The sequence below is a fragment of the Geminocystis sp. CENA526 genome, assembly GCF_050753365.1.
Lineage (GTDB): Bacteria > Cyanobacteriota > Cyanobacteriia > Cyanobacteriales > Cyanobacteriaceae > Geminocystis.
Genome location: NZ_JBLZFY010000008.1, coordinates 17,777 through 40,939, shown reverse-complemented (window position 1 = coordinate 40,939; position 23,163 = coordinate 17,777). Strand labels below are relative to the sequence as shown.

26 protein-coding genes and 1 pseudogene are annotated in these 23,163 nt (G+C 32.9%); 13 read left to right on the top strand and 14 right to left on the bottom strand.

Translation table 11 applies throughout. From position 1 onward, the window contains the following. The first annotated feature begins 18 nt into the window (after positions 1-18). Positions 19-1,527, top strand: coding sequence for a bifunctional pantoate--beta-alanine ligase/(d)CMP kinase (locus ACN4EE_RS04160; RefSeq protein ID WP_431705140.1), 1,509 nt, complete (start codon positions 19-21; stop codon positions 1,525-1,527). A gap of 75 nt (positions 1,528-1,602) precedes the next feature. Here ACN4EE_RS04160 and ACN4EE_RS04155 read toward each other — a convergent pair whose 3' ends face one another. Beyond that, complete coding sequence (locus ACN4EE_RS04155; RefSeq protein ID WP_431705139.1) at positions 1,603-2,454, bottom strand: YaaW family protein; 852 nt, start codon at positions 2,452-2,454, stop codon at positions 1,603-1,605. Positions 2,455-2,657: 203 nt separating this feature from the next. Between ACN4EE_RS04155 and ACN4EE_RS04150 the strand changes: the two genes are divergently transcribed. Then, complete coding sequence (locus ACN4EE_RS04150) at positions 2,658-3,350, top strand: GDSL-type esterase/lipase family protein (protein ID WP_431705138.1); 693 nt, start codon at positions 2,658-2,660, stop codon at positions 3,348-3,350. 138 nt (positions 3,351-3,488) lie between these two features. Here ACN4EE_RS04150 and ACN4EE_RS04145 read toward each other — a convergent pair whose 3' ends face one another. Further along, a complete protein-coding gene (locus ACN4EE_RS04145; RefSeq protein WP_431705137.1) occupies positions 3,489-4,832 on the bottom strand; it encodes a (Fe-S)-binding protein in 1,344 nt (447 codons plus the stop codon). Between the two features lie 199 nt (positions 4,833-5,031). After that, positions 5,032-5,385, bottom strand: a pseudogene (locus ACN4EE_RS04140) (IS630 family transposase); the annotation flags it as partial. A 404-nt stretch (positions 5,386-5,789) separates the two neighbouring features. Here ACN4EE_RS04140 and ACN4EE_RS04135 point away from each other — a divergent pair. After that, complete coding sequence (locus tag ACN4EE_RS04135; protein WP_431705136.1) at positions 5,790-6,008, top strand: hypothetical protein; 219 nt, start codon at positions 5,790-5,792, stop codon at positions 6,006-6,008. A gap of 33 nt (positions 6,009-6,041) precedes the next feature. Here ACN4EE_RS04135 and ACN4EE_RS04130 read toward each other — a convergent pair whose 3' ends face one another. The 6 genes from ACN4EE_RS04130 to ACN4EE_RS04105 form a co-directional block, all read right to left on the bottom strand. After that, on the bottom strand, positions 6,042-6,416 hold the full coding sequence (locus ACN4EE_RS04130) for a type II toxin-antitoxin system VapC family toxin (protein ID WP_431705135.1): 375 nt from the start codon (positions 6,414-6,416) through the stop codon (positions 6,042-6,044). A gap of 3 nt (positions 6,417-6,419) precedes the next feature. Beyond that, positions 6,420-6,680 (bottom strand): hypothetical protein, encoded by a 261-nt coding sequence (locus tag ACN4EE_RS04125; RefSeq protein WP_431705134.1) that lies wholly within the window; start codon positions 6,678-6,680, stop codon positions 6,420-6,422. Positions 6,681-6,898: 218 nt separating this feature from the next. Next, the gene (locus ACN4EE_RS04120) at positions 6,899-7,444 is read right to left on the bottom strand and encodes a hypothetical protein (protein WP_431705133.1); all 546 of its coding nucleotides are present in this window, start codon (positions 7,442-7,444) and stop codon (positions 6,899-6,901) included. Then, on the bottom strand, positions 7,393-8,172 hold the full coding sequence (locus ACN4EE_RS04115) for a hypothetical protein (protein WP_431705132.1): 780 nt from the start codon (positions 8,170-8,172) through the stop codon (positions 7,393-7,395). The genes ACN4EE_RS04120 and ACN4EE_RS04115 overlap by 52 nt, the downstream gene beginning before the upstream one ends. 9 nt (positions 8,173-8,181) lie before the next feature. Next, entirely contained in the window at positions 8,182-9,153 is a 972-nt protein-coding gene (locus tag ACN4EE_RS04110; protein WP_431705131.1) for a TRAFAC clade GTPase domain-containing protein, read from the bottom strand. Between the two features lie 252 nt (positions 9,154-9,405). Beyond that, entirely contained in the window at positions 9,406-11,583 is a 2,178-nt protein-coding gene (locus ACN4EE_RS04105) for a dynamin family protein (protein ID WP_431705130.1), read from the bottom strand. A 355-nt stretch (positions 11,584-11,938) separates the two neighbouring features. On the opposite strand from ACN4EE_RS04105, the gene ACN4EE_RS04100 reads away from it, so the two are divergent. Continuing rightward, the gene (locus ACN4EE_RS04100) at positions 11,939-12,127 is read left to right on the top strand and encodes a DUF6888 family protein (RefSeq protein WP_431705129.1); all 189 of its coding nucleotides are present in this window, start codon (positions 11,939-11,941) and stop codon (positions 12,125-12,127) included. Next, positions 12,120-12,314, top strand: a complete 195-nt coding sequence (locus tag ACN4EE_RS04095; protein ID WP_431705128.1) for a DUF6887 family protein — start codon at positions 12,120-12,122, stop codon at positions 12,312-12,314. Before ACN4EE_RS04100 ends, ACN4EE_RS04095 begins: the two co-directional genes overlap by 8 nt. A 98-nt stretch (positions 12,315-12,412) precedes the next feature. On the opposite strand, the gene ACN4EE_RS04090 is transcribed toward ACN4EE_RS04095, so the two are convergent. Continuing rightward, positions 12,413-13,510, bottom strand: a complete 1,098-nt coding sequence (locus ACN4EE_RS04090) for a peptidylprolyl isomerase (RefSeq protein WP_431705127.1) — start codon at positions 13,508-13,510, stop codon at positions 12,413-12,415. A gap of 180 nt (positions 13,511-13,690) precedes the next feature. Between ACN4EE_RS04090 and ACN4EE_RS04085 the strand changes: the two genes are divergently transcribed. After that, positions 13,691-13,909, top strand: a complete 219-nt coding sequence (locus tag ACN4EE_RS04085) for a 2-oxoisovalerate dehydrogenase (RefSeq protein WP_431705126.1) — start codon at positions 13,691-13,693, stop codon at positions 13,907-13,909. Further along, on the top strand, positions 13,906-14,148 hold the full coding sequence (locus ACN4EE_RS04080) for a type II toxin-antitoxin system HicA family toxin (RefSeq protein WP_431705125.1): 243 nt from the start codon (positions 13,906-13,908) through the stop codon (positions 14,146-14,148). The genes ACN4EE_RS04085 and ACN4EE_RS04080 overlap by 4 nt, the downstream gene beginning before the upstream one ends. A 406-nt stretch (positions 14,149-14,554) precedes the next feature. Here the strand turns inward: ACN4EE_RS04080 and ACN4EE_RS04075 are convergent, their stop codons facing one another. The 3 genes from ACN4EE_RS04075 to ACN4EE_RS04065 form a co-directional block, all read right to left on the bottom strand. Continuing rightward, complete coding sequence (locus tag ACN4EE_RS04075; protein ID WP_431705124.1) at positions 14,555-15,733, bottom strand: hypothetical protein; 1,179 nt, start codon at positions 15,731-15,733, stop codon at positions 14,555-14,557. Positions 15,734-15,840: 107 nt separating this feature from the next. Continuing rightward, entirely contained in the window at positions 15,841-16,302 is a 462-nt protein-coding gene (locus ACN4EE_RS04070) for a type II toxin-antitoxin system YhaV family toxin (protein WP_431705123.1), read from the bottom strand. Positions 16,303-16,304: 2 nt separating this feature from the next. Then, entirely contained in the window at positions 16,305-16,637 is a 333-nt protein-coding gene (locus ACN4EE_RS04065; RefSeq protein WP_431705122.1) for a type II toxin-antitoxin system PrlF family antitoxin, read from the bottom strand. A gap of 189 nt (positions 16,638-16,826) precedes the next feature. On the opposite strand from ACN4EE_RS04065, the gene ACN4EE_RS04060 reads away from it, so the two are divergent. Further along, the gene (locus ACN4EE_RS04060) at positions 16,827-17,288 is read left to right on the top strand and encodes a DUF29 domain-containing protein (protein ID WP_431705121.1); all 462 of its coding nucleotides are present in this window, start codon (positions 16,827-16,829) and stop codon (positions 17,286-17,288) included. A gap of 142 nt (positions 17,289-17,430) precedes the next feature. Here ACN4EE_RS04060 and ACN4EE_RS04055 read toward each other — a convergent pair whose 3' ends face one another. After that, positions 17,431-17,895, bottom strand: a complete 465-nt coding sequence (locus ACN4EE_RS04055) for a DUF29 domain-containing protein (RefSeq protein WP_431705120.1) — start codon at positions 17,893-17,895, stop codon at positions 17,431-17,433. 154 nt (positions 17,896-18,049) lie between these two features. Between ACN4EE_RS04055 and ACN4EE_RS04050 the strand changes: the two genes are divergently transcribed. The 5 genes from ACN4EE_RS04050 to clpP all read left to right on the top strand — a co-directional run bounded on the left by ACN4EE_RS04050 (position 18,050) and on the right by clpP (position 23,139). Then, the gene (locus tag ACN4EE_RS04050) at positions 18,050-19,504 is read left to right on the top strand and encodes a TldD/PmbA family protein (protein WP_431705119.1); all 1,455 of its coding nucleotides are present in this window, start codon (positions 18,050-18,052) and stop codon (positions 19,502-19,504) included. A gap of 497 nt (positions 19,505-20,001) precedes the next feature. Further along, positions 20,002-21,093 carry an RNA polymerase sigma factor, RpoD/SigA family gene (locus ACN4EE_RS04045; protein WP_431705118.1) on the top strand — a complete coding sequence of 364 codons (1,092 nt, stop codon included), beginning with the start codon at positions 20,002-20,004 and terminating at the stop codon, positions 21,091-21,093. 77 nt (positions 21,094-21,170) lie between these two features. Continuing rightward, on the top strand, positions 21,171-21,782 hold the full coding sequence (gene cobO, locus ACN4EE_RS04040; protein ID WP_431705117.1) for a cob(I)yrinic acid a,c-diamide adenosyltransferase: 612 nt from the start codon (positions 21,171-21,173) through the stop codon (positions 21,780-21,782). A gap of 4 nt (positions 21,783-21,786) precedes the next feature. Next, positions 21,787-22,248 (top strand): GNAT family N-acetyltransferase, encoded by a 462-nt coding sequence (locus ACN4EE_RS04035; protein WP_431705116.1) that lies wholly within the window; start codon positions 21,787-21,789, stop codon positions 22,246-22,248. Between the two features lie 195 nt (positions 22,249-22,443). Next, on the top strand, positions 22,444-23,139 hold the full coding sequence (gene clpP, locus ACN4EE_RS04030) for an ATP-dependent Clp endopeptidase proteolytic subunit ClpP (protein WP_431705115.1): 696 nt from the start codon (positions 22,444-22,446) through the stop codon (positions 23,137-23,139). Positions 23,140-23,163: the final 24 nt, after the last annotated feature.

The following is a 23,163-nucleotide window of genomic DNA, read 5'->3' as shown; positions in this document are numbered from 1 at the left end:
TCTTGGGAAAAAACTTCTATGTTAATTGTAACCAGTATCAGCGAATTGCTCAAAGTTCGATCGAAAATTTCATCTAATATTAAGATTGGTTTTGTGCCAACTATGGGAGCATTACATCAAGGGCATGAAAGTTTAATCACCCAAGCCGTCACTGAAAATGATTATGTGATAGTGAGTATTTTCGTTAATCCGTTACAATTCGGAGAGAATGAAGATTTAGACAAATATCCCCGACAATTAGACAAAGATAAGGACATTTGCGAGAAATTAGGAGTTAACCTTTTATTTACTCCCTCTCCCGATGACATTATTAATCAAGAAACTACTTTAGTTGTGCCTCCTGTATCTATGACGGCGGTAATGTGTGGAAAATATCGAAAAGGACATTTTGAGGGTGTAGCCACCATTGTCACGAAATTATTTAACTTAGTTAAGCCAAATATCGCCTATTTTGGGCAAAAAGACGCACAACAGGTAGCCATCATCGAAAAAATGGTACATGATCTCCATATTTCCGTCAAAATCAAATCTTGTGCTATTATTCGAGAAGCATCAGGATTAGCTTTAAGTTCTCGTAATCAATATTTAAGCCCTACAGAAAAAGAAGAAGCTACTTTATTATTCAAGAGTTTGAACTTCGCACAAAAGATGTTTTTAGACGGAGAAAAAAACACAGAAAATTTAATTAAAATTATTGAACATCAATTTAAAAATCATCCCCATTTAACTCTACAATACGCTGAAATAGTCGATCGAAAAACTTTACAACCCTTGACAAATATCACCGATACTGCTTTAATGTCGATCGCAGTATTTTGTGGTGAAACCCGCCTCATAGACAACCTAATTTTAAGCGTGAAAAAACCAATTATAGCCCTAGATGGACCTGCTGGAGCAGGAAAATCCACCGTTAGCCGTCGTTTAGCCCAAGAATTAGGCTTGATTTACCTTGATACTGGGGCGATGTATCGAGCAATTACTTGGCTAGTCATGGAAAATAACATTAATATCAGCGATGAAAAAGAAGTTGAAAAATTAGTCAACACCGCCGAATTAGAGCTATTACCCAGTGACGACTTAAATATTCCCGTGACGGTGAAAATCAATAACCAAGATGTCACCAGAGAAATTCGTACTTCTGCCGTTACTGCCAATGTCTCGACAGTTGCCTCTCAAAAAGCCGTTCGAGAAAAAATGGTAACATTGCAACAGGAATACGGTAAACAGGGAGGAATTGTGGCAGAAGGTAGAGATATTGGCACAAATGTTTTCCCTGAAGCGGAATTTAAAATTTTCTTAACAGCAACTCCTTTAGCAAGGGCAAAAAGAAGGTTAATTGACTTAGAAAATCAAGGAGAAAATAACATTAATTTAGAACAATTAGTGACGGATATTGAGCAAAGAGATTATCTTGATAGTACCCGTGACATTGCTCCTTTAAAAAAAGCAGAAAATTCGATCGAAATCATCACCGATAACCTAACTATAGATGAGGTAATTAACAAGATTAAAAGCTACATAAATTAATGAAGAATGAAGAATGAAGAATTAAAAAAGCTACATAAATTAGAAAACTATTACCTATTCCCTATTACTTATTGGTTAACAGGGAATTTCTTGCCATTCATAACCACGAGTAAGACGAATTTGGGCTAAAGTAAAAATAACGGGTATAATTCTTGTATAGTTAGTTGCGATCGATCTCCACCCTAAATCAGCTAAGAAACATCCCCATAATACAGGACCTAAAAAAGCAAAAATTCCCCTAACAGCAGTATATCTAGCGGTACTCATTACCATACCTCGTTTAGCCATTTGTAACGCAAAATGATTTTGTAATTGAGTTGCCGTAGCAATGCCACCTTTAATAATACTGGTTTTCGCTACCTGATAAGTGGCAAAATGTAAAGCAAATTGTTGGGCTATTTTTTGCAATAACCAAGGTTTAACGATCGAACTCACTGCCACTAAACTCCCTCCTTGTAGTAAAATTTTTAAGGGATCATGTTGTAGATTTAACGGTAAAGCCTCTGGGATTGTACTATCTGCTAAAGACTTGATTACTTTATGCTTGAGGGATTTTTGTTCTTCTGACGGCAGTTTACGCCATGCTTGTTGTAATAAATTTAAAAAGATTTCGCTTTCAATTTCGATCGTACTCATTTGTTGAGAGTAAGCGATTTTCAGATAACGACACACCTGTATTAATACATCACGATAACCTACTTCTTGAGTTTGACCACGAAGTACAGTTATACCATCGGCGGCTAAGAAACGAAAACGCTTTTCTACCATATCTAGCCAAGTATGCCAATCATAGCTTTGAACGTCTAAAGGTTCGGGAGTTTTTAAGTAATCTAAAGGGTTTAATCGACGAGAAAAAAGAATTTTCGTGACTTGTTGCAATTCATCCTCTGTAGCTAATTCTAATACGCTTCTTAATTCATCTACCATTGGAATTTTTCTCACACCATGAAACTAATTCTATTATTATAGAGATTTTTTCAAAAATGAATCTGCTTTTATTGATTGTAAGATAAATTTGCCGTAAACTTAAGACAAAATCGATCGATTTAATCTACTTAACAAATAAAACTCTTTTTCCTTACCATAGCCGGTATTATTTATTTTCTGACTGAGTATAACTTTCGGCAATAATGCAAATAGCGAAAAATATTAATCCCCATCATTCTAGTCATTCTCAACCGTTACGGGTAATTGCCATCGGTGATAGTTTAGTTTATGGTTATGGAGATACTCAGGGAGGCGGTTGGGTGGAAAGATTACGCCGTCTTTGGATGAATGGTCAAGAAGATCATGTATTGTATAACTTAGGTATTAGGGGCGATCGAACCAGTCAAGTTAATGCTAGATTAGCACAAGAATTTAGTTATCGTGGGGAGTTAAGAAACAAATATCCCGATTTAATCATTTTATCTGTAGGAGTGAACGATTCCCCCCGTTTAGGTCATATTCAAGGGCGTAATTTGACTAATTATGATCAGTTTAACCTAGATATAAACAACCTGCTCGATCGAGCCTTAGAATTATCTCCCGTGTTATTTGTGGGAATGACACCCGTAGATGAGAAAAAAATGCCCTTTTTAGACTGTTTTTATTATAATCTTAGAGATCAATATCACTATAAAGAAGTCACAAAAATAGCCTGTGAAACTCGAAAAATTCCCTATCTCGATGTCTTTGACTTATGGATGAGTCGGGGAGAACATTGGCGAGAATCTCAAATGTCAGAAGATGGGCTACATCCAAATGTAAAAGGTTATGAAACATTATTTCAGGAAGTAATTAACTGGCAACCCATTTATGAATTATACTCAGCAAAGCAATAAAATAGTATTTACGAGCTAATAATTGGGGGTGCTGAAAAAGTATTTTGATGAGGGTAGGTATCAGGTATCAGGTTAAATAATGAAAAATCAAGGTTTTGAAGCGTTATCTCTTCAACAAATACACAGGTGTATAACGACTCAAACGTTAGTTAATTTTTCTCCCCTAATAGCATAATCTAAAAGTTCGATCGGATGAATAACTTTAACCTCTTTACCCTGTAATTGTAAATGTTTTGCAATTTGAAGAGAACATCCGGGGTTAGGAGAAGCAATAATTTGCGCCCCAGTATTCAATAAATTATGAACTTTTTGCTCCCCTAATTCATTAGCAACATCAGGCTGTAATAAGTTATAAACCCCAGCACTGCCACAACATAAGGCATTATCTAAAGGCTCTTTTAACTCTAAATTAGGTATCCTTTGTAATAGTTGACGAGGTTGTAAGCTAATTTTTTGCCCATGCAACAAATGACAAGCATCCTGATAAACAACCTTAATTTTATCGTCAGAAATAGGAGATAAATCACAATTTAAGTCAATTTTTGCTAAAAATTCTTGAATATCCCTTACTTTACTGACAAAATCCTTTGCTTTATCTATATATTGCGGATCATCGGCTAAAATATGATGATATTCTTTTAAAGTATGTCCACAACCAGCCGCATTGATAATAATATAATCCACATCGGTATCAGCAAAACTGTCAATCATTTGACGGGCAAGACTTTGAGCTTGATTTTCTTGCCCTTGATGGGCAGGTAACGCCGCACAACACCCCTGAGTTTTAGGTATCACCACCTCACAGCCATTAGCGGTTAAAACCCTTACGGTAGCCTCATTTACCGAATCAAAAAACAATCTTTGTACACATCCCAAAACTACTCCCACTCGATACCTTTTTTCTCCCTTTGCGGGAATAGTGTAAGAATATTTTTTCTTGAGAGATTTTAAATTAATACGAGGCAAAATCGATTCCATAGAAGCGATGCGAGGAAAATATTTGAGTATCCCTGTTTTTCTGACGAGGGTTTGTAAACCCGATACCTGATATAACCATAACAAAGGCAAGAATATGCTTAATCTTTCAGGGTAGGGAAAGATGTTGAAAATAATAGTGCGGAGGAATTTTTCCCAAAGGTTACGGGGTTGATTTCTTTCTACTTGAGGGCGCACGGCGGAGATTAATTGATCATATTGTACACCCGAAGGGCAAGTACTGACACAGGCTAAACACCCTAAACAACTGTCAAAATGTTGAGCAGTGGTATCATCTAAACTAGCTTCTCCTTTGTTAATAGCATCCATCAGATAAATTCTCCCCCTTGGGGAGTCCATTTCTTTGCCGATGATTCGATAACTAGGGCAAGTTGATAAACAGAATCCACAATGTACACATTGATCAACTAAAGATTGAGGGGGTGGATTTTTAAAATCAAAGCCTTTGATATTTTCTTCGGACAAGTTTAATTCTGATGTTGTCATGCTCTTAATTAATTTATTTATGTCTATAGAAACGATAGATTTTTGAATGAAAATTGATAATATATAATGCAAGATATAGAAAGAATAATAGTTTAAACATTATTTACTATGACTTTATTTTACACAAAAAATGTAAGTTTAGACTTAAAAATGAAGAATTGAGAATGAATAATTAAGAACTATAGCAATCAGGAATGAGTCATGAGAAACAATCATACATTGATAGTTTAGGAAAACTGAATATATGTTCTTTAATTGTCGATTCAAATAACCACTTTACTATTTTGAAAGTTTTGCAAATATTCCAGTATTTTCTTAACATTTCTTTTCCCTGTAACCAGACATCTTCTATGGGATTTTGTTCTGGTGCATTTGGCGCTAATTTTATACATTTTACCAACCATTCTTCTTCTTTCTTACCCTCATTTATTTCTCCTAAATACTCCTTTAATTCTTTACTTATATGATACTTCGCCCCACCCCAAATTATTGCTATTTGACTATCTTTATTTTTTGATATTAAGTATTTTATAAACTTAATTGTATTTTCTGTTTAAAAGAGAAAAAATAGAAGGTTTATTTCGTCATTAGCTTAAAGAAATTATACTCGAAATCTTGATGAAATCATAGCAGATATGCACACACAAGCAAAAACTAATGGCTTGACGGAAGAAATTTTACAAGAGATCATTGATAATGAATAATTGTAACTACCTACGGAACTTTAGAAGTCGCAACTCATTTTTAAATGTTGACAGTTAAAACAAAATATGAAGTTTTCTAGTTTTTTTGTCTCTAAGTAGGGAAAACCACATCTTGATTTACTTCGATCGAGTGTGACATGATAACCAGTAGGTTGGGTTGAGGTAACGAAACCCAACAAAGCATCAAATTTCTGATAAAAAGAAGATAACATTATAATCCGTAGCAAAAAGATGCTTTTCTTCACCAGAAACTATGATGTTATCGAATCTTCAAGTCAAACCTTTTATTTCCATTCCGATTTTACTGATTTTTTCTACATTTAATATCTCTCTCCCCGTGTTGAGTCAAAATATATCTACCCCGTCTCAAACACAGATAGAGTCAAAAAATGATGTGAATTTTAGTCAACATTTTGACAAATTAGGAATAGAAGGTTCAATTATAATCTATGACTCGCAACTCGATCGCTAAAAGGGGAGCTGCTCGATCGAAACCTTGACTCAATTACATTTCAAAACTATCAAAAGGATTAAGTAATTTTAATTGAGTAATCCAACTAAAATCATCAACATTTCTGGTGACAATAGTTAAATCATAAGTCAGTGCTGTACCAGCAATAATTGCATCTCCCAAAGACATTCGTTTAATTTGTTTTAGTCTTACTGCTTGATCAATTACAGCTTGAGAAATGGGCAAAATTTGAGAAGCATTAAAAAATTCCTCAAAATAGGTTTTATCTTCGTCAGTTAGTTGATGATAACCCAATACCTCAACATAAGAAAGAGCGGATATATAAGGGCAATTTTTTGCAATAAATTCTCTTAAAAATTCATTCTCAATTTGTGCCGCATAAATAATAATATTGCTATCCAGTAACATATTTTAATCACGCTCAGGAATATAACGATCGAGGCGGTTTTCTTGTTGCCATTTTTGCGGATTAACATTAGCAAAATTATTATTCTGAGAAATTTTAGTTAAGGCTTCTGCCATTTTTTGACCATTAGATTGACTTTTATTGATTGTAATTTCTTCCAATAAAGTAACATTCACTTTTACAGAAGCATCAAATTCTACGGGAGGAGTCTCATCAACCCATTGAATAGAATTGTTTTTCAAAATACCGTTAAAAGTTTTTAACATATTCTTACTTTAACCTGATTAATATAGTTAACTGATGAACAATGAAAAACAGTCATCAAACTATTATAATTTATGAAATCGAAAAACGATCAAACCTCAACTCCTCAGAAAGAATCGATCGATTTTGAATGAATAAAAACTTAGGTAATATCTCATAAATCGCCAAGAAATAAATTTCATGGCTTATAGCGAAAGTCTGCTAAAGCGACTGATTTTTATCAGGAGTTCGATCGACTTAAAAATGTTTTTACCTCCTCTATTAAGTTTTCATATTCCCTCCATAATGGATCATCTTCTTTGTTATTTAAAATAAATTCAGCTAACAACAAAATATCTTCTTGTTGATTTTCATTTAGTTTAATAAAACTTTGAATCATTTGTTCATGTTCCTTTGTATTAAATTGTTTGATCTTCGGTATTAAATCAATAACAAATGGCGGAATAATGTTGTTGTTTTTATTAGTATAAGAATAATTTAATAAAAGAAATAATCTACTTTTTTGTTCAGTTACATTTTTAATTATGTCTAATTTTTCAACAGTAAAATTAATAAATAAAATAAACTCTACTAGAAAAAATAAATGATAATTCTCAATATCTTTATCCTCAGATTTTAATTTTTGTTGTGTCCCAGTTAATCTTACTATTTTTCCTGTATATTGTAATAATTTTTGTGTCTCAATTAATATTTCTGTCTTTTTTTTATGAGTTGTTAACTTTTTAAATAAAGACACGGCGGATGCCAGTTTATCATCGTTTGACACGTTTCTTCCTTTTGTATTTGACTCTGAGAGGGGTTTTCCTGATTTTGCTTTTTGACTAGAGTTATCGTTACTATTACCACTAATAGAATTAAGAATACGGCTATAATAATCAAGGAATTGTTGGACTTGTTCAACTTTTTTATATTTGTTTCTCCCCAATTTAGTTGAGGAATAGCAATTAATTCTTTATAGTTTTCAATTTCTGTGGAAGGATTTTGCTTTTCAAAATCAGTTTTATCTTTTAATCCTAATAAATATTCTTTTAATGTTAAGTCATTAAATTTATCTTTATCAATAATAAAACCATTTTTTTCGTTAAATTTGATATGGTTATCAATCTGTTTTTCAAAAGCTCCCCAATTATATTTTACATAATTATAAATCCCTTGGACTAAGTCTTTATCTGTGTCAATAATCACGATAAAATTTCTAACTCCTCTACCATAAATTTTAGTTCTTTCAATAGCTTTTAATTCAGTAACAAGTAAAATATATTTAGCATTATAATCTTTTAAAAATAAAACAGAACGTTCTTTTTGTTCAAAACAATCGGTAAATGGTATTATGTTTTGAGATTCCGCTTCTTTTGCTTTTTCTATTTTTACCTTCGTACTGAAAAAATTAGGGGGGTCTTTTTTTGGTTGCTTATCTTCTCCCTCTCCTTCAATTTTTCGCCAATGAAAATCTTGATCAGAAGCAATACCACAACTTTGAATGTAAATGTCCATGATTTTCTCCTAATTAATATCTAGTAATTTTTTGCCTTGTACCACTTCAAAACCATCACTATCTTTACAATCTTTAGCAAAGTCTCTAATGGCTTGTTTAAGGTATTCATCCCATTTAAACCAGTCTCGAAAAAATCCCCATAATCTGTTATTGAGATGCAATGCTAACAAAAATCTTAGTAAATATTTTAACGGTTGTTCGTTATCTTTTGGGCTATATTCTGCATCTGGATTTTGTTTTTTAAATCTAAAAAGTGGAGTATTTTGACGGACATCAATATAAGAAAAGAAAATATTACCCACCGTTTGAACGGGAGTAATGACTACTGCTACTTTATCCGCTAAGGCTTCTGATTGAAATAAATCCAATAAAACTTTATATTCTTGTTTGATTTTATTGGTCAATTCTTGTCGTGATTTTTCATCCTGAACATAACTTTCGCATTTTATGGGTGCGAGAATTACTAATCGAGGAGATTTTAAATCTGCATAACATTTATTAAAACGATTAATTATTTGTAATGGATGATTTTGTTTATGATGCCATTTTCCTTTTGCCGCCATTAAAGCAGGAGTATCAATGGCGATGAGAATAGCTACTGATTCTTTTATTTTGTTCATGACATATTTATCCTTTTGTTCACCTATATCCTCAGTATTCCATACCCCCGGATAGTCCCAAAAATTTAATTTAATTTCGGATTTTTTCCCTTTTTGACCAACTTCAAAAATAAATGGCTTAATTTCCTTGGGATCAACTCCAATAAATTCAGTTGGTTTTATACCTTCATTGCTAGAATCAGCATTTAAACTTTTTAAGTCAGCAAGGGTTTTTCCTAAAAGAGATGCTGTTCTTGTATCCGTGTTAATTTTAATGGTCGTTTTTTCAATTTCTTCTTGATATTCGTGATACATGGAAGTGAGTAGGCTTGTCTTACCAACATATCTCGCTCCTAGCATGGTGATATTAAATTCACGCATAATTATTTTCTGTGATTTGATTATTTGATTAAGGTTGGTTGAAAAAGTTGATAGATCAATAATCGCTTTAGCAGATTTAAGCTATTAGCCTTGTCAATTTATTGCAAGGCGGTTTAATGTTAACTTTGTTAGTCTGCTGAGTGGTTAATGATATAAATTTACGAATCTTTAATTACTCATAAAGATTGCTTCGTACCTCGCAATGACACAATTACGACTTACTCAGTTATAAGTAACGATCGAAACGTGATATTACTGGATAAATTTAAGGTTGTCTGATTGATTGACCTTGCTTAATTCTTCAATCATATTAAGCCATTCTTGCTGTAATTTAGAATAGTTTTTGATTTTTTGGAAATCTTCCCAAATATCCCCCCGATAAATGTATAAAAATGTACTCCATTCATCCCTAGCATTTTGTACCCGAAGGATTCTGTCTAAAAATTCTTCGACAATAGCAAAGGCAGCTTGAGAAGGCTCACAAAGTAAAGACTCTAATGCTTCTTCGCATTTATAAACTGCTTCGGCATGGGCAGTAGTAAGGCATTTTAAAACTTGTTCGGGGTTAGAAGTTTTGGATAATTTTAAGGTGTTTGGTTGATCTGGTGTTAAGATGTCGAGATTTTCTCTGATACGATGTTGTACAAAACCTCGATAAGATAATTCAAAGTCTAGTAACATTTGAAATCCAAATTTAATTTGATTTTCTTCGTTAGGTAATAATTCATCGGGAATTTTTTCCATTATTTCTTGGATAAATTCAATGCCTTTTTTATCGCTTAAACCTTTTAAACGCCCCTGATTAATTAACACTTCTGCTACTTGATTTTTAACTTCATCTAAATAGAGTTTTAAGCCTTTGTCTAAGGAGAGGAAATGGCGAGATAAATAAGCTCTTGTTTGATTTAAGTATAAATCATAGGCACTGTTATAAGACTTAAATTCATTGGCTTTTTCTTCTATGTCTTCAAGGCTTGGTAATCCTTTATCTTGTCGGGCAAGTTCGATCGTACGTTGTACCTCTTTAGTAAATTCTACGGCTTCTTTATCCCGATTCTCATTTAATTGTTTTAAAAGTTTTTCTAAAGTGCTGGTTAAATTAGTCCATAATAAAGAAAAGTTTTTATTAAATTTCCCGATGTCGGCAGAATCATGAACTACTTTATTTAAGATATTTTTAGCTTTGTCTAATTCCCTATTTAAAGATTGATGAATTTTATCAATTTCATTTTGACAAGATTGTGCATACATGAAATCTAATTTAATAATATTATTGTCAAGATAGTTTAAAACTTCTTCCAAAACTAGATTAACTTCTTCGGTTTTTGTACAGTTAATAACTAGAGATTTTTGAAACATATTTTTTCGATCGATCTCTATTTTTAACGCCTCACATTGTTTGCTATTACCGTGTTCATGATCTATTTTATTTAATACCATAAATGACCATAGTTCGATCGATAATTCCTTTAAAGCAGACTTAGCAGTACCATAAAGCAATAGATCATTTTTCTCTAATTGAGAGTTATCAACTGGTTTTTTAATAAAAATAACTGCGTCAATATCTTCCCCTACAGTTTTAACCATGATGTCGGGATCATTTAGTTTTGTATCGCCGATGCCGGGGGTATCGATTAAAACGATTTTACCGAGATCACTTTTTGGAAATGAGCAAATAATTTCTACTTTTTTAACAGGTAAATAATTATAATATTTTACTTTTCCATCACTACTAATCTGAGAGACAAATTCCCTAATTTTTTCTTTATCTATTCCATAAGGATTTGAATTTATTTGAAACCATTTTTGATAATCTTCAAAATGATCATGATAGTCTTTTAAATGTTGATAAGTCGCTTTATTAACTTCTGATTTGTCTAATAATTCAGGTAAAATACTTTGAGCAAATTCATAAATATTATCTGGTTTTGGTGCTAAGTTGAGAGTGTCATAATAGGGTAAAATCACCTCATTGAATAACTCTTGGGGAGAATAAAACCACACTAAACCAGAGGTTGTAATATTTTCTTTATGACAAATAGCACTTTGCACTCCTGTACAAAAACCCATATTACTATCTGGAATTTCTTCGGTACTTAATCCTGTCAAACTTTGCAGAAATCTGCTTTTTCCTTGTCTTGCCATACCTACGACACCAATATTCAGGGTGGCTCGATCGAAACGGGTTTTTAATTTACTTAAATTAGGTAAAATAGCGTTAATTTGTTCTTTTGTGTCTGTAAAATCAATGTAACTGAGATTTTGTCGAATGGCAGAATCCTCAATTTCCTTCGCCAGTTTCTCTTTGAAGGTTTCTAAGGTTTTGATACGACTGGTTAAGGTATATAAATTATTGGTGACATTGGTGATTTTTTCGACAAGGGGTTTTCTTTGTTGGATGATGTGTTCAATTCTTTCACTTCGAGACATAATAATTACCTAGTATAAATGTTTTAAGGTTCGATCGAGTTTTTCTCCATCTATATAATTATCAGGGAGACTTCCCAAATTTATGCAACTTTTTTCGATAAATTTTAAGGTAGAGTTTCAAAAATTCAGTATTGAAAAAACTAAAGATTTTAGAGATTGCTTCGTGCCTCGCAATGACATAACATGAAAATATTAGAGGTTCGATCGAGCTTAGTAACAAAAAGCAAACAAACTTAGTCATAGAATTTGCTAAACTAAGATGATATATCCGAATATTTTTGGGACAAGTTCGTAACTTCTAATAGATTAAATTCTGATAACATGAAAAAACTTTGAATGATAAATTAACGAATTAATGCCAACGAAACAACAAGCAACGGCTTCAGTGTATGTTTGTCAATCCCTATCTGATATGTTGCAACCGATCCATTTATTTAGATATGATAAAATACATAAACAGATATATATTTTGGCTGGTATCAACGAAAGTATTGAAATAATTATCTTTGAAACAGGAAACTGGGAGTTTTATCAAGATGAATAAACCTGATTTTACGACAATGACACGGAAAGAGTTAAAAACTTATATTCGACAACATCCTACAGATGATGAAGCTATCAGAGAATTATTTATAAATCGTCGTATGGATAATGCCAAAACCTATCCTTATCCCTATGATATGACTAAAGAAGAAATAGATAGCATTTTCTATTCTCAAAATCTGAATTAGTACGATCGATCTTTAAAAATTAACACTTATGCTCAGTGCAAGGAATTAAAAATGAAACACTATAAACTATTCACTATTCACTACAAAGGATACAACTTTTAATTAGTTTTGAGGTTTTCTTGTCCTTCGATAACTTTCATAGAAATAATTTTATCTTCTGCGGTGAGTTTATCTAAAACATCTGCACCTTCGGTAACATAACCAAAAACGGCAAATCTTCCATCCATGAGGTTATAACCGGGGGGAGTAACTTCGGTGTCAAATTTGAAGAAGAAAAATTGTGATGAACCACCATTGGGATCGCTTGTAGGACGAGCTAAAGCTACTGCACCATAAGCGTTAAAAGGTAACACTGGTTGAGCTAAATACATCCCTAAATCTTCGGTAGTAAAGCCATAAATAGGCTCAGATTCTCCTTTCACTAAAATTTCTAAAGGTATTCCTCTGTATTGTTTTGTGTTAGGATCGATAAAGCCTTCTGCTTCACCGATGGGATCACCTGTTTGCAGTACATAAAAATCTTCGGCACGGATAAAGGGTAAACCGTCATAGAATTTTCGATCGACTAAATCGACAAAATTGCCACCAGTCACGGGCGCACTATAACCATCGACAACAATCAATAAATCACCTTGGGTAGTTTTTACTTCTACTTTAGCACGACCTAATAATTGAGGAAGGTTAGAGTATTCTTCGGGTACGGTGAAGGGAAAACCCATTACCATATCTTCTTCTAAAAGGGTGATATTGTCTAAAATGGCACTGCGAAGGGTATAAATTTTTTCTCTATCTTCTCTTTCGATTAACTCTTGTATTTTAGCGACATCTTCGGTGATGGATGCGACTAATTCTGTGGCTTTGGGTTGTAACGATTCTGGAAGACTGGCAATAATATCGTTTTGATGTAATTTCAGTACAAATCCTGCATTTTTAACTTTTTTTGCCACTGAAGCCCATCTTTTTGTCCTTAAATCTTTCCCTATTTTTTCAATATCTCCCTGAATCTCACGGATATATTTATTATCAATGGGAAGGGCATAACGTAAAATGGCTTCTGGGTCTGTTATGGCATCCCCTTGCGCTAAAATGGCGTGGGCATTTTGCATACCATAAGGATTGAATACGATCGAGATGATAAAAATAGAAATGGTGGTAATAGCAAGTTTTACTATAGATTTCCACTTAGTAAGTTTCATGATTAAATAATTTTTTTAAGAATCCTTCACATTCAATTATTTCACAAATAGGGATAGATTGATTTTTGATTGGTGTTATCATTAAGGTTCGATCGTACTCAAAGTTAATGGAAACATTATTAAATCCTCATTCCTTAAGTCACTATTAATCATAATTTAGTAAAGAAAAAATATCATATTATGAAACCTATAAAAGAAATTATTTTTTTAGTAGAAGAAGCCATAGAAGGTGGTTATACTGCCCAAGCATTAGGGGAATCAATTTTCACAGAAGCTGAAACTCTTGAACAATTAAAAATAGAAATTAAAGACGCTGTTAATTGTCATTTTATCGATGAAAAAATGCGTCCTCAAATAATTCGTTTACATATTGTTAGAGATGAGGTAATAGCATCGTGAAAATCCCCAGAGATTTATCAAGTGCAGACTTAATTAAAGCTCTCAAAAAATTAGGATATAAAATTAGTCATCAAACGGGGAGTCATATCCGTTTAACTACAGAAGAAAATGGAGAACATCATCTAACAATACCTGCTCATAATCCTTTAAAAATAGGAACATTAAATTCTATCTTAAGAGATGTTGGAAATCACTTTAATTTAACTAAAAATGAATTAACTAATATACTTTTTCCTTGATATAGTTTTAGACAAAATAAACATTATATTACTAAAATAAAATTTTAACGGTACTTTAGACTAAATGAAAAATTACACTACCGGTAGTGTATCTAAACGATAAATTTTGGCTAAAAAACACTACCTATAACATTAGTCTAAAGTAGAATTTTGAATTTTAGGCTAAAAAACTAATGAAAAAATACAAATTAAAGAAAAATTAATAACTATTTAGATAAATTACTTACCTCTAATTTAGAGGTAATAACGAGTTATGTTTAGAAAATATATCAAGGCGAATTTACTCAATATCAATCAAGAAAACAACTGTCAGAATTAGGGAAAAAACTAATAGTAATTAGATAAGTAATTGATATAACTCTTGTTTTAAAAATTAAGGTTGAAATCTACTGATTATTGATAGTTTTCAAGATTCTGATTTTTCATCTTGTACAATAATTTCTTCCGTTGTAACTTCTTCCGTAATGATGTCTTCTGAAGTTTCCTCTGGAGTAGCTTGAGTATCTTCAACTTTTGTGGTTTCTGAGGTTTTCACTTTTTCAGCTTCTGGAGTCACTACCTCGATTGTGTCATCTTCGGAAATAACTTCTTCCGTCATGGTTTCTTCTAAGGTGGTGTCTTCCACCATCACTTCTTCTTCGGGAATGACTTCTTCTTCTGTTTCTGTGATGGGATAATTCCTCATGGTAATAGCTTGAGCTTTGGCTAAACTAATTTTATTGGTAACTAATTTAGCTAAGGTGTCTTTAACTTTCGGTTGAAAATCAATCACTCTAACGGTACTATTAAAAGAGTTTTTGACTACATTACCATTTTCATCAATAAATTCTAACTTAACCCAGTTTTGCCCTTTGTTAAAACCTGTTAAATAAATGGGTTGCCATGTATCTAATAAAAAGGATTCGCCGTTAATTGTTACTCGAATACGCCAATCTTTGATGTCATCATCGGGGTTTTCTTGTGCCGCTAAATGAAGGGGAGTATTGGTTAAATAAAAGTCTAACATAATTGGTTCGGCAGAATAGACTCCTTGGGGGCGACTGTAGGTAAGTAAGGGGAGGTTTTCATCAGGGTTGTTATCTTCTGTGGGGGTGAATACATGAAAGGTAGTTTGCGCGTAAGCACCTTCGTTTTTAAAACTTTCATGCCAAGGACGAGAAGCAAAAACTCTGATAGTATGAGTACCGGGTGATAAGTCTTTTAATTCGATCGAATCTGCTGTATTATAGATAGCCTGATAGGGTTGATCATCCACAAAAAAGTGTAAATTGGGTCCCATGTTCAATTCTTCATTTTTAAATATGTCTAATCCCTTCACTTCTAAAGTAACCGCTACATTATTAGTATTTAAAACTTCATTATTATTAGGACTGAGAATTTTAACTTGGGGTTGAGTTTGGGCAAAATTTTCATTTAGTTGTTGAATAAGTAAAGGTGGTGCGACTTCTGCTATATTTTCAACATTAGGAATGGGGGGTTTGGAGTCGCTGTTAAATGCCTGTACACTTTCGATCGAATCGTTACAACCAACTAAAATAAAACTAAATAGAATTATAGTTAGCCATGATAATAGCTTATTTTTCATAAAACTTTCTTTACTAAATTTATTATATTGAAACTTACTTTATTATAATTAGGGTTTGCTGAAAAAGTATTCTCATCAGAAGAGGAGAGAAAAGTCAGGATAACTGATTATTCAGATTGAACTTCGATTAATAATTGCTCCCAACTATCAGGAGGATTACCGTTGTGCAACATTTTTCTAAAAACTTCATAAGCATCAGTCTCACTACCATAAACTCGTTTTGATTGCTCATCATTTACCCACACATAAACAATAATTTTACTTTCCTGATGAAATCTAAAAAATAAACGGTATTGTTGAAAAAATTTGGCTCTAAACCAATGTCGATACTCTTTTCCTAATGTATTTCCTTGACGGTATTCTTTACGATTCGGCTCTTGAGGTATTATTTCAAAGGCTAACTTATTAATAGCCGCTAATAATTTTGTTGCTTTTTTTTCTTGATATGATTGGGGGTATTTTTGCTTTAATTTTTCTACTTTAAGTGTTAGTTTTTTCAGTTGATTTAAGAATAAGGAATGAGCATAAATTTTCCACCCGTTAATAATTAATGGTTGTGACTTTAACAATTTTATTCTTCCTCATCTTCTAATGATGTTTCTAAATCAACAGCGACATGATTTACAAGAGATTTTAAATGATTAACCTCTGTGGAAGTCATTGCCTTTATTTGTTGAGGATTCTTATTTATATCCTGCTCTAAAAAGTCGAGAAATTGTCCTAAAATGGGATCTAATTCTTCTTGATTATTTTGACAACGAGTGATAATTACACTTCCATCCTCTTGAATTTGATAACTAATTTTATTACCCTTTTCTAACCCTAAAGTTTGACGCACTACATAAGGGATTGTGGTTTGATACCGTTGGGTTAAAGTAGATTCAGCTTTTATTAATTTTGACATAGCTATTTTTTAGACTTTTTCTTTATGGTAATGCAATCCCATTGTTTTGACAAGATTCAAAAAATAGTTCTATGATTATCAAACTTTGTCATGTATCCTATCTATCATTCTGATATAAATGTAAAAATATTGTGATAAAATAATAACTATTTAAAACATGATTAAAATTAGCTAATAATAATTGAAGAAATGGTAACAGAATTAAAACAAAAACAGAAAAGTTTATACGATACTGACTATCATCTTTGGATATTAGACACTATTGAAAAGTTAGAAAAAAAAGACTTAGATTCTTTAGATTGGGAAAATTTAATTGAGGAGGTATCGAGTTTGGGTAGAAGGGATCAAAAAAAAATAGAAAGTCTTTTAACTAGATTACTAGAACATCTACTCAAATTGCAATACTGGGATTCTGAAAAAGAAAGAAATGAAAATCATTGGAAAGGAGAAATCATTAATTTTCGTATTCAAATCCGAAGGGAATTAAAAAGTAGTCCTAGTCTTAAACGTTATTTAATAGAAATTTGTGAAGAATGTTATGATGATGCTAAAAAAATTGTTAGTAATAAATCTAGCTTACCTTTAAATACTTTTCCGAAAAAATTAATACTATCTTTTGAGCAAATTCTTGATGAAAATTGGCTACCTTAAAACTTTTTTATCAAAAAATTAATTATTTTTTATAGTAATTGTGATAACCAAAAATCTGGTGGTGTTAGGGTTGAATATTATTCAAACCCTAGGAATTTAATCAAGTAGTGAAAATTATAATGTCACAGCCAAGATGCCTGTTTTACGAAAAAAGCCAATTTTCATCTAATATTTGTTCGAGAGATATAAGGGGTTTTTCAGGAAAAATATTAAGAGGAAGTTGAGAATGTTTAGAAGCTAATTTACAACCTTTTTGGTAACAATCAAAAAATTTATTATTGAGATAATTATTTAAACTAGGACTATCTTCTAATTCTCTGATAATTTGTTGTTGAAAATTAAGAATTTCTCTTTCCCAATGTCCTTTATTTCTCTCTTTTTCTGATTGCCAATACTGTAAAATTAGTAGGTGTTCAATTAATTTTATTAATAAACTTTCTAGTTTCCTTTTATCCCTTTTACTCAAGTCTAAAACCTCCTCAATTAAATTTTCCCAATCAACAGAGTTAAAATTTCTATTTTCTAGTTGCTTAACCGTTTCTAATACCCAAAGATTATAGTCAGTATCGTATAAATTTGTTTGATTTTTGATTAATTCAGCTACCATTACGATTACCTCCGATTATTTTGTTCCCTTATTATAAATTATTAGATTTCCAGTAAAAAATATTAATATAGTTTTGTAGTGAAGGCTTTAGCCTTTATCTATTAATAATTTGTCAAGGGCATAACTTCTAATATAATAATTTTTGTAAAAAACTATGACATTTAACTTAGAAAAAACCTTAAATAATCTCAATACTTCTGCCGAATGGGTAGGCTTAAGACAAGTGAGCGAAACCACTACCACTAAAGTTTTTCGAGATGGCAAACCTCAAAGTAATGGACGAAAATCCACTAATGGGGTAATGGTAGAAGTGATGGTGAATGGACAATTAGGCTATTGTGCTACTAATAGATTAGATCAGGATAGTATTCAATCTGCGATCGAAATCGCTGAAAAACAGGCAAAAAAAGCCTCTGATTGGGGTATTTTCCGTTTTAATCCCAGTATTCGTCCTCCTACGAAGGGAAACTATCGATCACTTAACAGTGGCGCTGCTCGATCGAACTCAAAAGATGATAAAGTATTCAATCATCAGGAATTGAATGATTTGTTGATCGAAACTTGTCATCGATTAAAAGTCTCGGATAAAATCGTCAAAGCCACTGCTTTTGCTCAAATTAGCGACATTAAACATCATTTTGTCAGTAGTAATGGTGCTAATATTGAACAGGAATTTTCCCTTGTTTCTACCGATTACGAAGCTACAGCGCAAGAGGGAAATATAGTCCAAAAACGCACGGATAATGGCATGATGGCGAGATGCTATCAAGGAGGAATAGAAATCTTAAATCCCATGGTAACGTTCGATCGAGCGCAACAAATAGGAGAACAAGCGGTAGAATTGTTATACGCCGAAGAATGTCCTGATATAGTCACCACTTTAGTTTTAGCACCAGATCAGATGATGCTACAAATCCATGAAAGCATCGGGCATCCTTTAGAAATCGATCGAATTCTGGGGGATGAGCGCAACTATGCAGGAAGTAGCTTCGTTAAATTGTCGGATTTTGGCACATTAGCCTATGGTTCATCTTTAATGAATATCACCTTTGATCCCACTGTGCAAGGGGAATTAGCTAGTTATGGTTTTGATGATGCAGGATTGAAGGCACAAAAAGAGTATCTCATCAAAGACGGCATTTTATTGAGAGGATTAGGGAGTTTAGAAAGTCAGGCTAGAGCAAATGTACTAGGAGTTGCCAATTTTCGATCGAGTTCATGGAATAGAGCGCCCATCGATCGCATGGCTAATTTAAACTTAGAATCGGGACATAGTAGCTTTAATGAGATCATAAGTTCGATCGAGCATGGTGTCTATATGCAGTCTAATCGATCGTGGTCGATCGACGACTATCGTAACAAATTTCAATTTGGTTGTGAATATGCGCAGTTAATCGAAAATGGCAAACTAACAAAAACGCTACGCAACCCTAATTATCGAGGCGTTACCCAACACTTTTGGCATAACTTAGCCTTCGTAGGAGACGATTCCACTAGAGAATTTTATGGTACACCCTATTGCGGTAAAGGTGAACCTAACCAGTCTATCAGAGTTGGTCATGCTTCTCCCGTGTGTGCTTTCAACAATATTCAAGTTTTTGGTGCATAAGGGCTTCTCTCGACATTTAAGCTAAAAATTATCATCAATTGATTTTTTAGTTGGTTCGTAGTAAGGGCTTCAGCCCTTAAAATCTTAATTAATGGAGAAGTCTAATGCAAACTAGCTTATTATTGACTACACTGAAACCTAGTATAGACAAATGATCCCCGTTTTTTATTCCTAATAATCTGTTAAATTTTATGAATTACGATTAAGAAATAGGTTATTTTTCGATTATTTTTTTATATGAGATGGAGGCATTAAATATCAAATGATCCCCATTTAATCATATTCATTCATTCTCAAATCTTAAGAAAATATATAAATATTTCCTAATTTATCGTCAAAAAGCCTAATTATTAGCTACATTATAAATTAGAGATTTGTTATAGTTACTTTTAAGATATTTTTGGTATTAAATATCACAAAACTTCTTAAGCAAAGGTGATTTATTAAACACCATACCTATAACAAGTTGAAAATGTGGCAAAAAGAGGAGTTATCAAATGAATCAGTTAAACAGTCAACTCGACTATGGTAATGGCTTGATGGAGGCTGACATTGACGAAGAATTAAATCAAGTTATTGCACAATTTTCTGTTAGCGAGGAGGAAAAAGGCAAAAAAACCAGAGGCAATAAATCTAAAGTCGAAGATTCTGTCGGTGCTTTTTTTAAAGAAATGGCTCGTTATCCTTTACTTACCCCTGAAGAAGAAATGGATTTAGCCTATGCAGTTCAATTTTTAAGTGTTTGCGAAGAAAAACAACAAGAATTACATCGTTCCTTACAACGAACTCCTACTAAAATGGAATTAGCTCAAGTTATGGGCTTAGAAAATGAGAGACAATTAGATAATCGTCTCTATAAAGGTAAAGTCGCTAAACGCAAAATGATTCGATCGAACTTACGATTGGTAGTATCGATCGCCAAACGTTACTTAAATCGTGGAGTACCATTTTTAGACTTAATTCAAGAAGGCGCTATTGGTTTAAATCGTGCCGCCGAAAAATTTGATCCCGATAAAGGCTATAAATTCTCTACTTACGCCTATTGGTGGATTCGCCAAGCAATTACTCGCACCATTGCCAATGATTCTCGCACCATTCGCCTTCCCATTCACATTGTTGAAAAACTCAATAAACTCAAAAAAACTCAACGAATTTTAAAACAAAATTTACAAAGACAACCGACGGAAACAGAAATAGCTGACGAAATGGGCATCACTCGTCAAGCCTTGGGGCAATTATTGCAATTAAAACGCCAATCTCTTTCTCTTAATCATCGTGTCGGGAAAGGTGAAGATACCGAGTTAATGGAGTTACTCGAAGACAGTAATCTGCTTTTGCCTGAAGAAAAAATGAATGAAACAATGATGCACCAAGAAATTGTTTCTGTATTAAGTGATGTATTGAGTGAAAGAGAAAAAGAAGTAATTGTATTACGTTATGGTTTAGCCAGTACAAAAGCTCATACCCTTGAAGAAGTAGGCAAAATTTTTGAATTATCACGGGAAAGAGTGAGACAAATTCAAACTAAAGCCATGCGTAAGCTCAGAAGACCACAAGTTGCAAGACGCTTAAAAGGATGGTTAAATTAGAAGAATGAAGAATTAAGAATGAAGAATTAAGAATGAATAACAATTAATTTTTCCTTACTTTTTACTTAATTCCCTTTATGAATACTCAATTAAGCGATACGGATTATAAACTCAAAATGCAACGCCGAAAGGAAATTCAAGAGCAACGTTTGGCGAATATGACAGACGAAAAAGGCTTAATAATTGTTCATACTGGTAATGGTAAGGGTAAAACAACCGCAGGTTTGGGTATGGTAATTCGATCGTTAGGTCACGGTTACAAAGTGGCGATCGTACAATTCATTAAAGGTGCGTGGCAACCTGCTGAAAAAGAAGTCCTCGCAAAATGGGAAAACCAATTAGAATTTTATGCTATGGGGGAAGGCTTTACATGGGAAACCCAAGATAGAGAAAGAGATATTCTCATGGCACATAAAGCATGGCAAAAAGCGAAAGATTTTATTCTTAATCCAGAGTATAAATTAGTGTTATTAGATGAGATTAATATTGCTTTAAAATTAGACTATTTAAACTTAAGTGAAGTGTTAGAAATTATTGAGCAAAAACCTGAAGATACCCACGTTATTTTAACAGGTAGAGGAGCTAAACAAGAACTGATCGATCGAGCTGATTTAGTAACAGAAATGAAGTTGATTAAACATCCTTTTAAAGAACAAGGAATTAAAGCTCAAGCTGGTATAGAATTTTAACTTTATGATAGAGAATAACCTTAATATTCGTCTTGCCACCATTGACGATGTAGAAACAGTATTTCAGTTAATTCAAGCCTTAGCAGACTATGAAAAATTATCCCATGAAGTAACAGGCAATATCGAAAATTTAGAGAAACACTTGTTTGGAAATCCTACCTATGCAGAGGCAATTATTGCCGAATTAGATGATAAATCTGTGGGTTTTGCTCTATTTTTTACTAATTATTCCACCTTTTTAACTAAGCCCGGTATTTATTTAGAAGACTTGTTTGTTTTACCCGAATATCGCCGTCAAGGTATCGGCAAAGCCTTGTTAAATTATCTGATTAATTTAGCGAAAAAAAGAGATTTTGGGAGGGTAGAATGGAGTGTTTTAAACTGGAATCAATCAGCCATTGATTTTTACGAAAATATGGGGGCAAAAGTCCTTCCTGATTGGCATATTTGTCGAGTTATTATTTAGTAATTAATGCCCAAAAAACCTTAATATACAAGATAGTTTTAAGTTTTAGATTACATTAAAAATTGATAATTATTTACTATTCACTATTCACTATTTACTATTCACTATGCTATACTTAAAAGAATATTAATTTATTTAATATCAAAATCGGGTTTATAATTAATTGCTAAAACAGCTATGGAGCAATCATCTTTTATGAGTATCAACAATAGTTATCCATTCTCCTTGCACTCTATTCGACAAGAAAATATTATTAATAATGCTGTACCGATGGTGGTAGAGTCGTCGGGAATGGGCGAAAAAGTTTTTGATATTTATTCTCGATTATTAAGAGAAAGAATTATTTTTTTAGGCACGGCTATTGATGATAAATTAGCAGACTCGATCGTAGCCCAACTATTATACCTAGAAGCTGAAGACCCTAATAAAGATATTTATATCTATATCAACTCCCCCGGTGGTTCGGTCTATGCTGGAATGGCAATTTATGACACAATGCAACACATTCAACCCGATGTCTCCACTATTTGCTTCGGTATCGCCGCTAGTATGGGGGCTTTTTTATTGTCTGGAGGCACGAAAGGCAAACGCATGGGACTTCCTAACTCCCGTATTATGATACACCAGCCCCTCGGTGGTGCGCAAGGTCAAGCCACAGAAATTGACATTCAAGCTAAAGAAATCCTATATATTAAACAAAAATTAAATCAACTCCTTGCTGATCATACAGGACAACCCTTCGATCGAATCTCCGAAGATACCGAAAGAGATTTTTATATGTCATCCACAGAGGCACAAGAATACGGACTGATAGATCAAGTTATTATCCGAGACGGCATTAGTCTCCCCCTTAGTCGCAAATCGATCGATGTCAGCGAACTTTTCTCCTAAATTACCCTATTATCAATCATCAAT

Bases quoted from the DNA above. Each gene is read 5' to 3' on its own strand.
- ACN4EE_RS04100 (WP_431705129.1), top strand. From the start codon at position 11,939: ATGCCAACGAAACAACAAGCAACGGCTTCAGTGTATGTTTGTCAATCC.
- ACN4EE_RS04035 (WP_431705116.1), top strand. From the start codon at position 21,787: ATGATAGAGAATAACCTTAATATTCGTCTTGCCACCATTGACGATGTA.
- ACN4EE_RS04115 (WP_431705132.1), bottom strand. From the start codon at position 8,172: ATGGACATTTACATTCAAAGTTGTGGTATTGCTTCTGATCAAGATTTT.
- ACN4EE_RS04045 (WP_431705118.1), top strand. From the start codon at position 20,002: ATGAATCAGTTAAACAGTCAACTCGACTATGGTAATGGCTTGATGGAG.
- cobO (WP_431705117.1), top strand. From the start codon at position 21,171: ATGAATACTCAATTAAGCGATACGGATTATAAACTCAAAATGCAACGC.
- ACN4EE_RS04065 (WP_431705122.1), bottom strand. From the start codon at position 16,637: ATGTCAAAATTAATAAAAGCTGAATCTACTTTAACCCAACGGTATCAA.
- ACN4EE_RS04150 (WP_431705138.1), top strand. From the start codon at position 2,658: ATGCAAATAGCGAAAAATATTAATCCCCATCATTCTAGTCATTCTCAA.
- ACN4EE_RS04095 (WP_431705128.1), top strand. From the start codon at position 12,120: ATGAATAAACCTGATTTTACGACAATGACACGGAAAGAGTTAAAAACT.
- ACN4EE_RS04130 (WP_431705135.1), bottom strand. From the start codon at position 6,416: ATGTTACTGGATAGCAATATTATTATTTATGCGGCACAAATTGAGAAT.
- ACN4EE_RS04110 (WP_431705131.1), bottom strand. From the start codon at position 9,153: ATGCGTGAATTTAATATCACCATGCTAGGAGCGAGATATGTTGGTAAG.
- clpP (WP_431705115.1), top strand. From the start codon at position 22,444: ATGAGTATCAACAATAGTTATCCATTCTCCTTGCACTCTATTCGACAA.
- ACN4EE_RS04060 (WP_431705121.1), top strand. From the start codon at position 16,827: ATGGTAACAGAATTAAAACAAAAACAGAAAAGTTTATACGATACTGAC.
- ACN4EE_RS04145 (WP_431705137.1), bottom strand. From the start codon at position 4,832: ATGACAACATCAGAATTAAACTTGTCCGAAGAAAATATCAAAGGCTTT.
- ACN4EE_RS04160 (WP_431705140.1), top strand. From the start codon at position 19: ATGTTAATTGTAACCAGTATCAGCGAATTGCTCAAAGTTCGATCGAAA.
- ACN4EE_RS04075 (WP_431705124.1), bottom strand. From the start codon at position 15,733: ATGAAAAATAAGCTATTATCATGGCTAACTATAATTCTATTTAGTTTT.
- ACN4EE_RS04155 (WP_431705139.1), bottom strand. From the start codon at position 2,454: ATGGTAGATGAATTAAGAAGCGTATTAGAATTAGCTACAGAGGATGAA.
- ACN4EE_RS04050 (WP_431705119.1), top strand. From the start codon at position 18,050: ATGACATTTAACTTAGAAAAAACCTTAAATAATCTCAATACTTCTGCC.
- ACN4EE_RS04125 (WP_431705134.1), bottom strand. From the start codon at position 6,680: ATGTTAAAAACTTTTAACGGTATTTTGAAAAACAATTCTATTCAATGG.
- ACN4EE_RS04090 (WP_431705127.1), bottom strand. From the start codon at position 13,510: ATGAAACTTACTAAGTGGAAATCTATAGTAAAACTTGCTATTACCACC.
- ACN4EE_RS04085 (WP_431705126.1), top strand. From the start codon at position 13,691: ATGAAACCTATAAAAGAAATTATTTTTTTAGTAGAAGAAGCCATAGAA.
- ACN4EE_RS04105 (WP_431705130.1), bottom strand. From the start codon at position 11,583: ATGTCTCGAAGTGAAAGAATTGAACACATCATCCAACAAAGAAAACCC.
- ACN4EE_RS04055 (WP_431705120.1), bottom strand. From the start codon at position 17,895: ATGGTAGCTGAATTAATCAAAAATCAAACAAATTTATACGATACTGAC.
- ACN4EE_RS04135 (WP_431705136.1), top strand. From the start codon at position 5,790: ATGATGTTATCGAATCTTCAAGTCAAACCTTTTATTTCCATTCCGATT.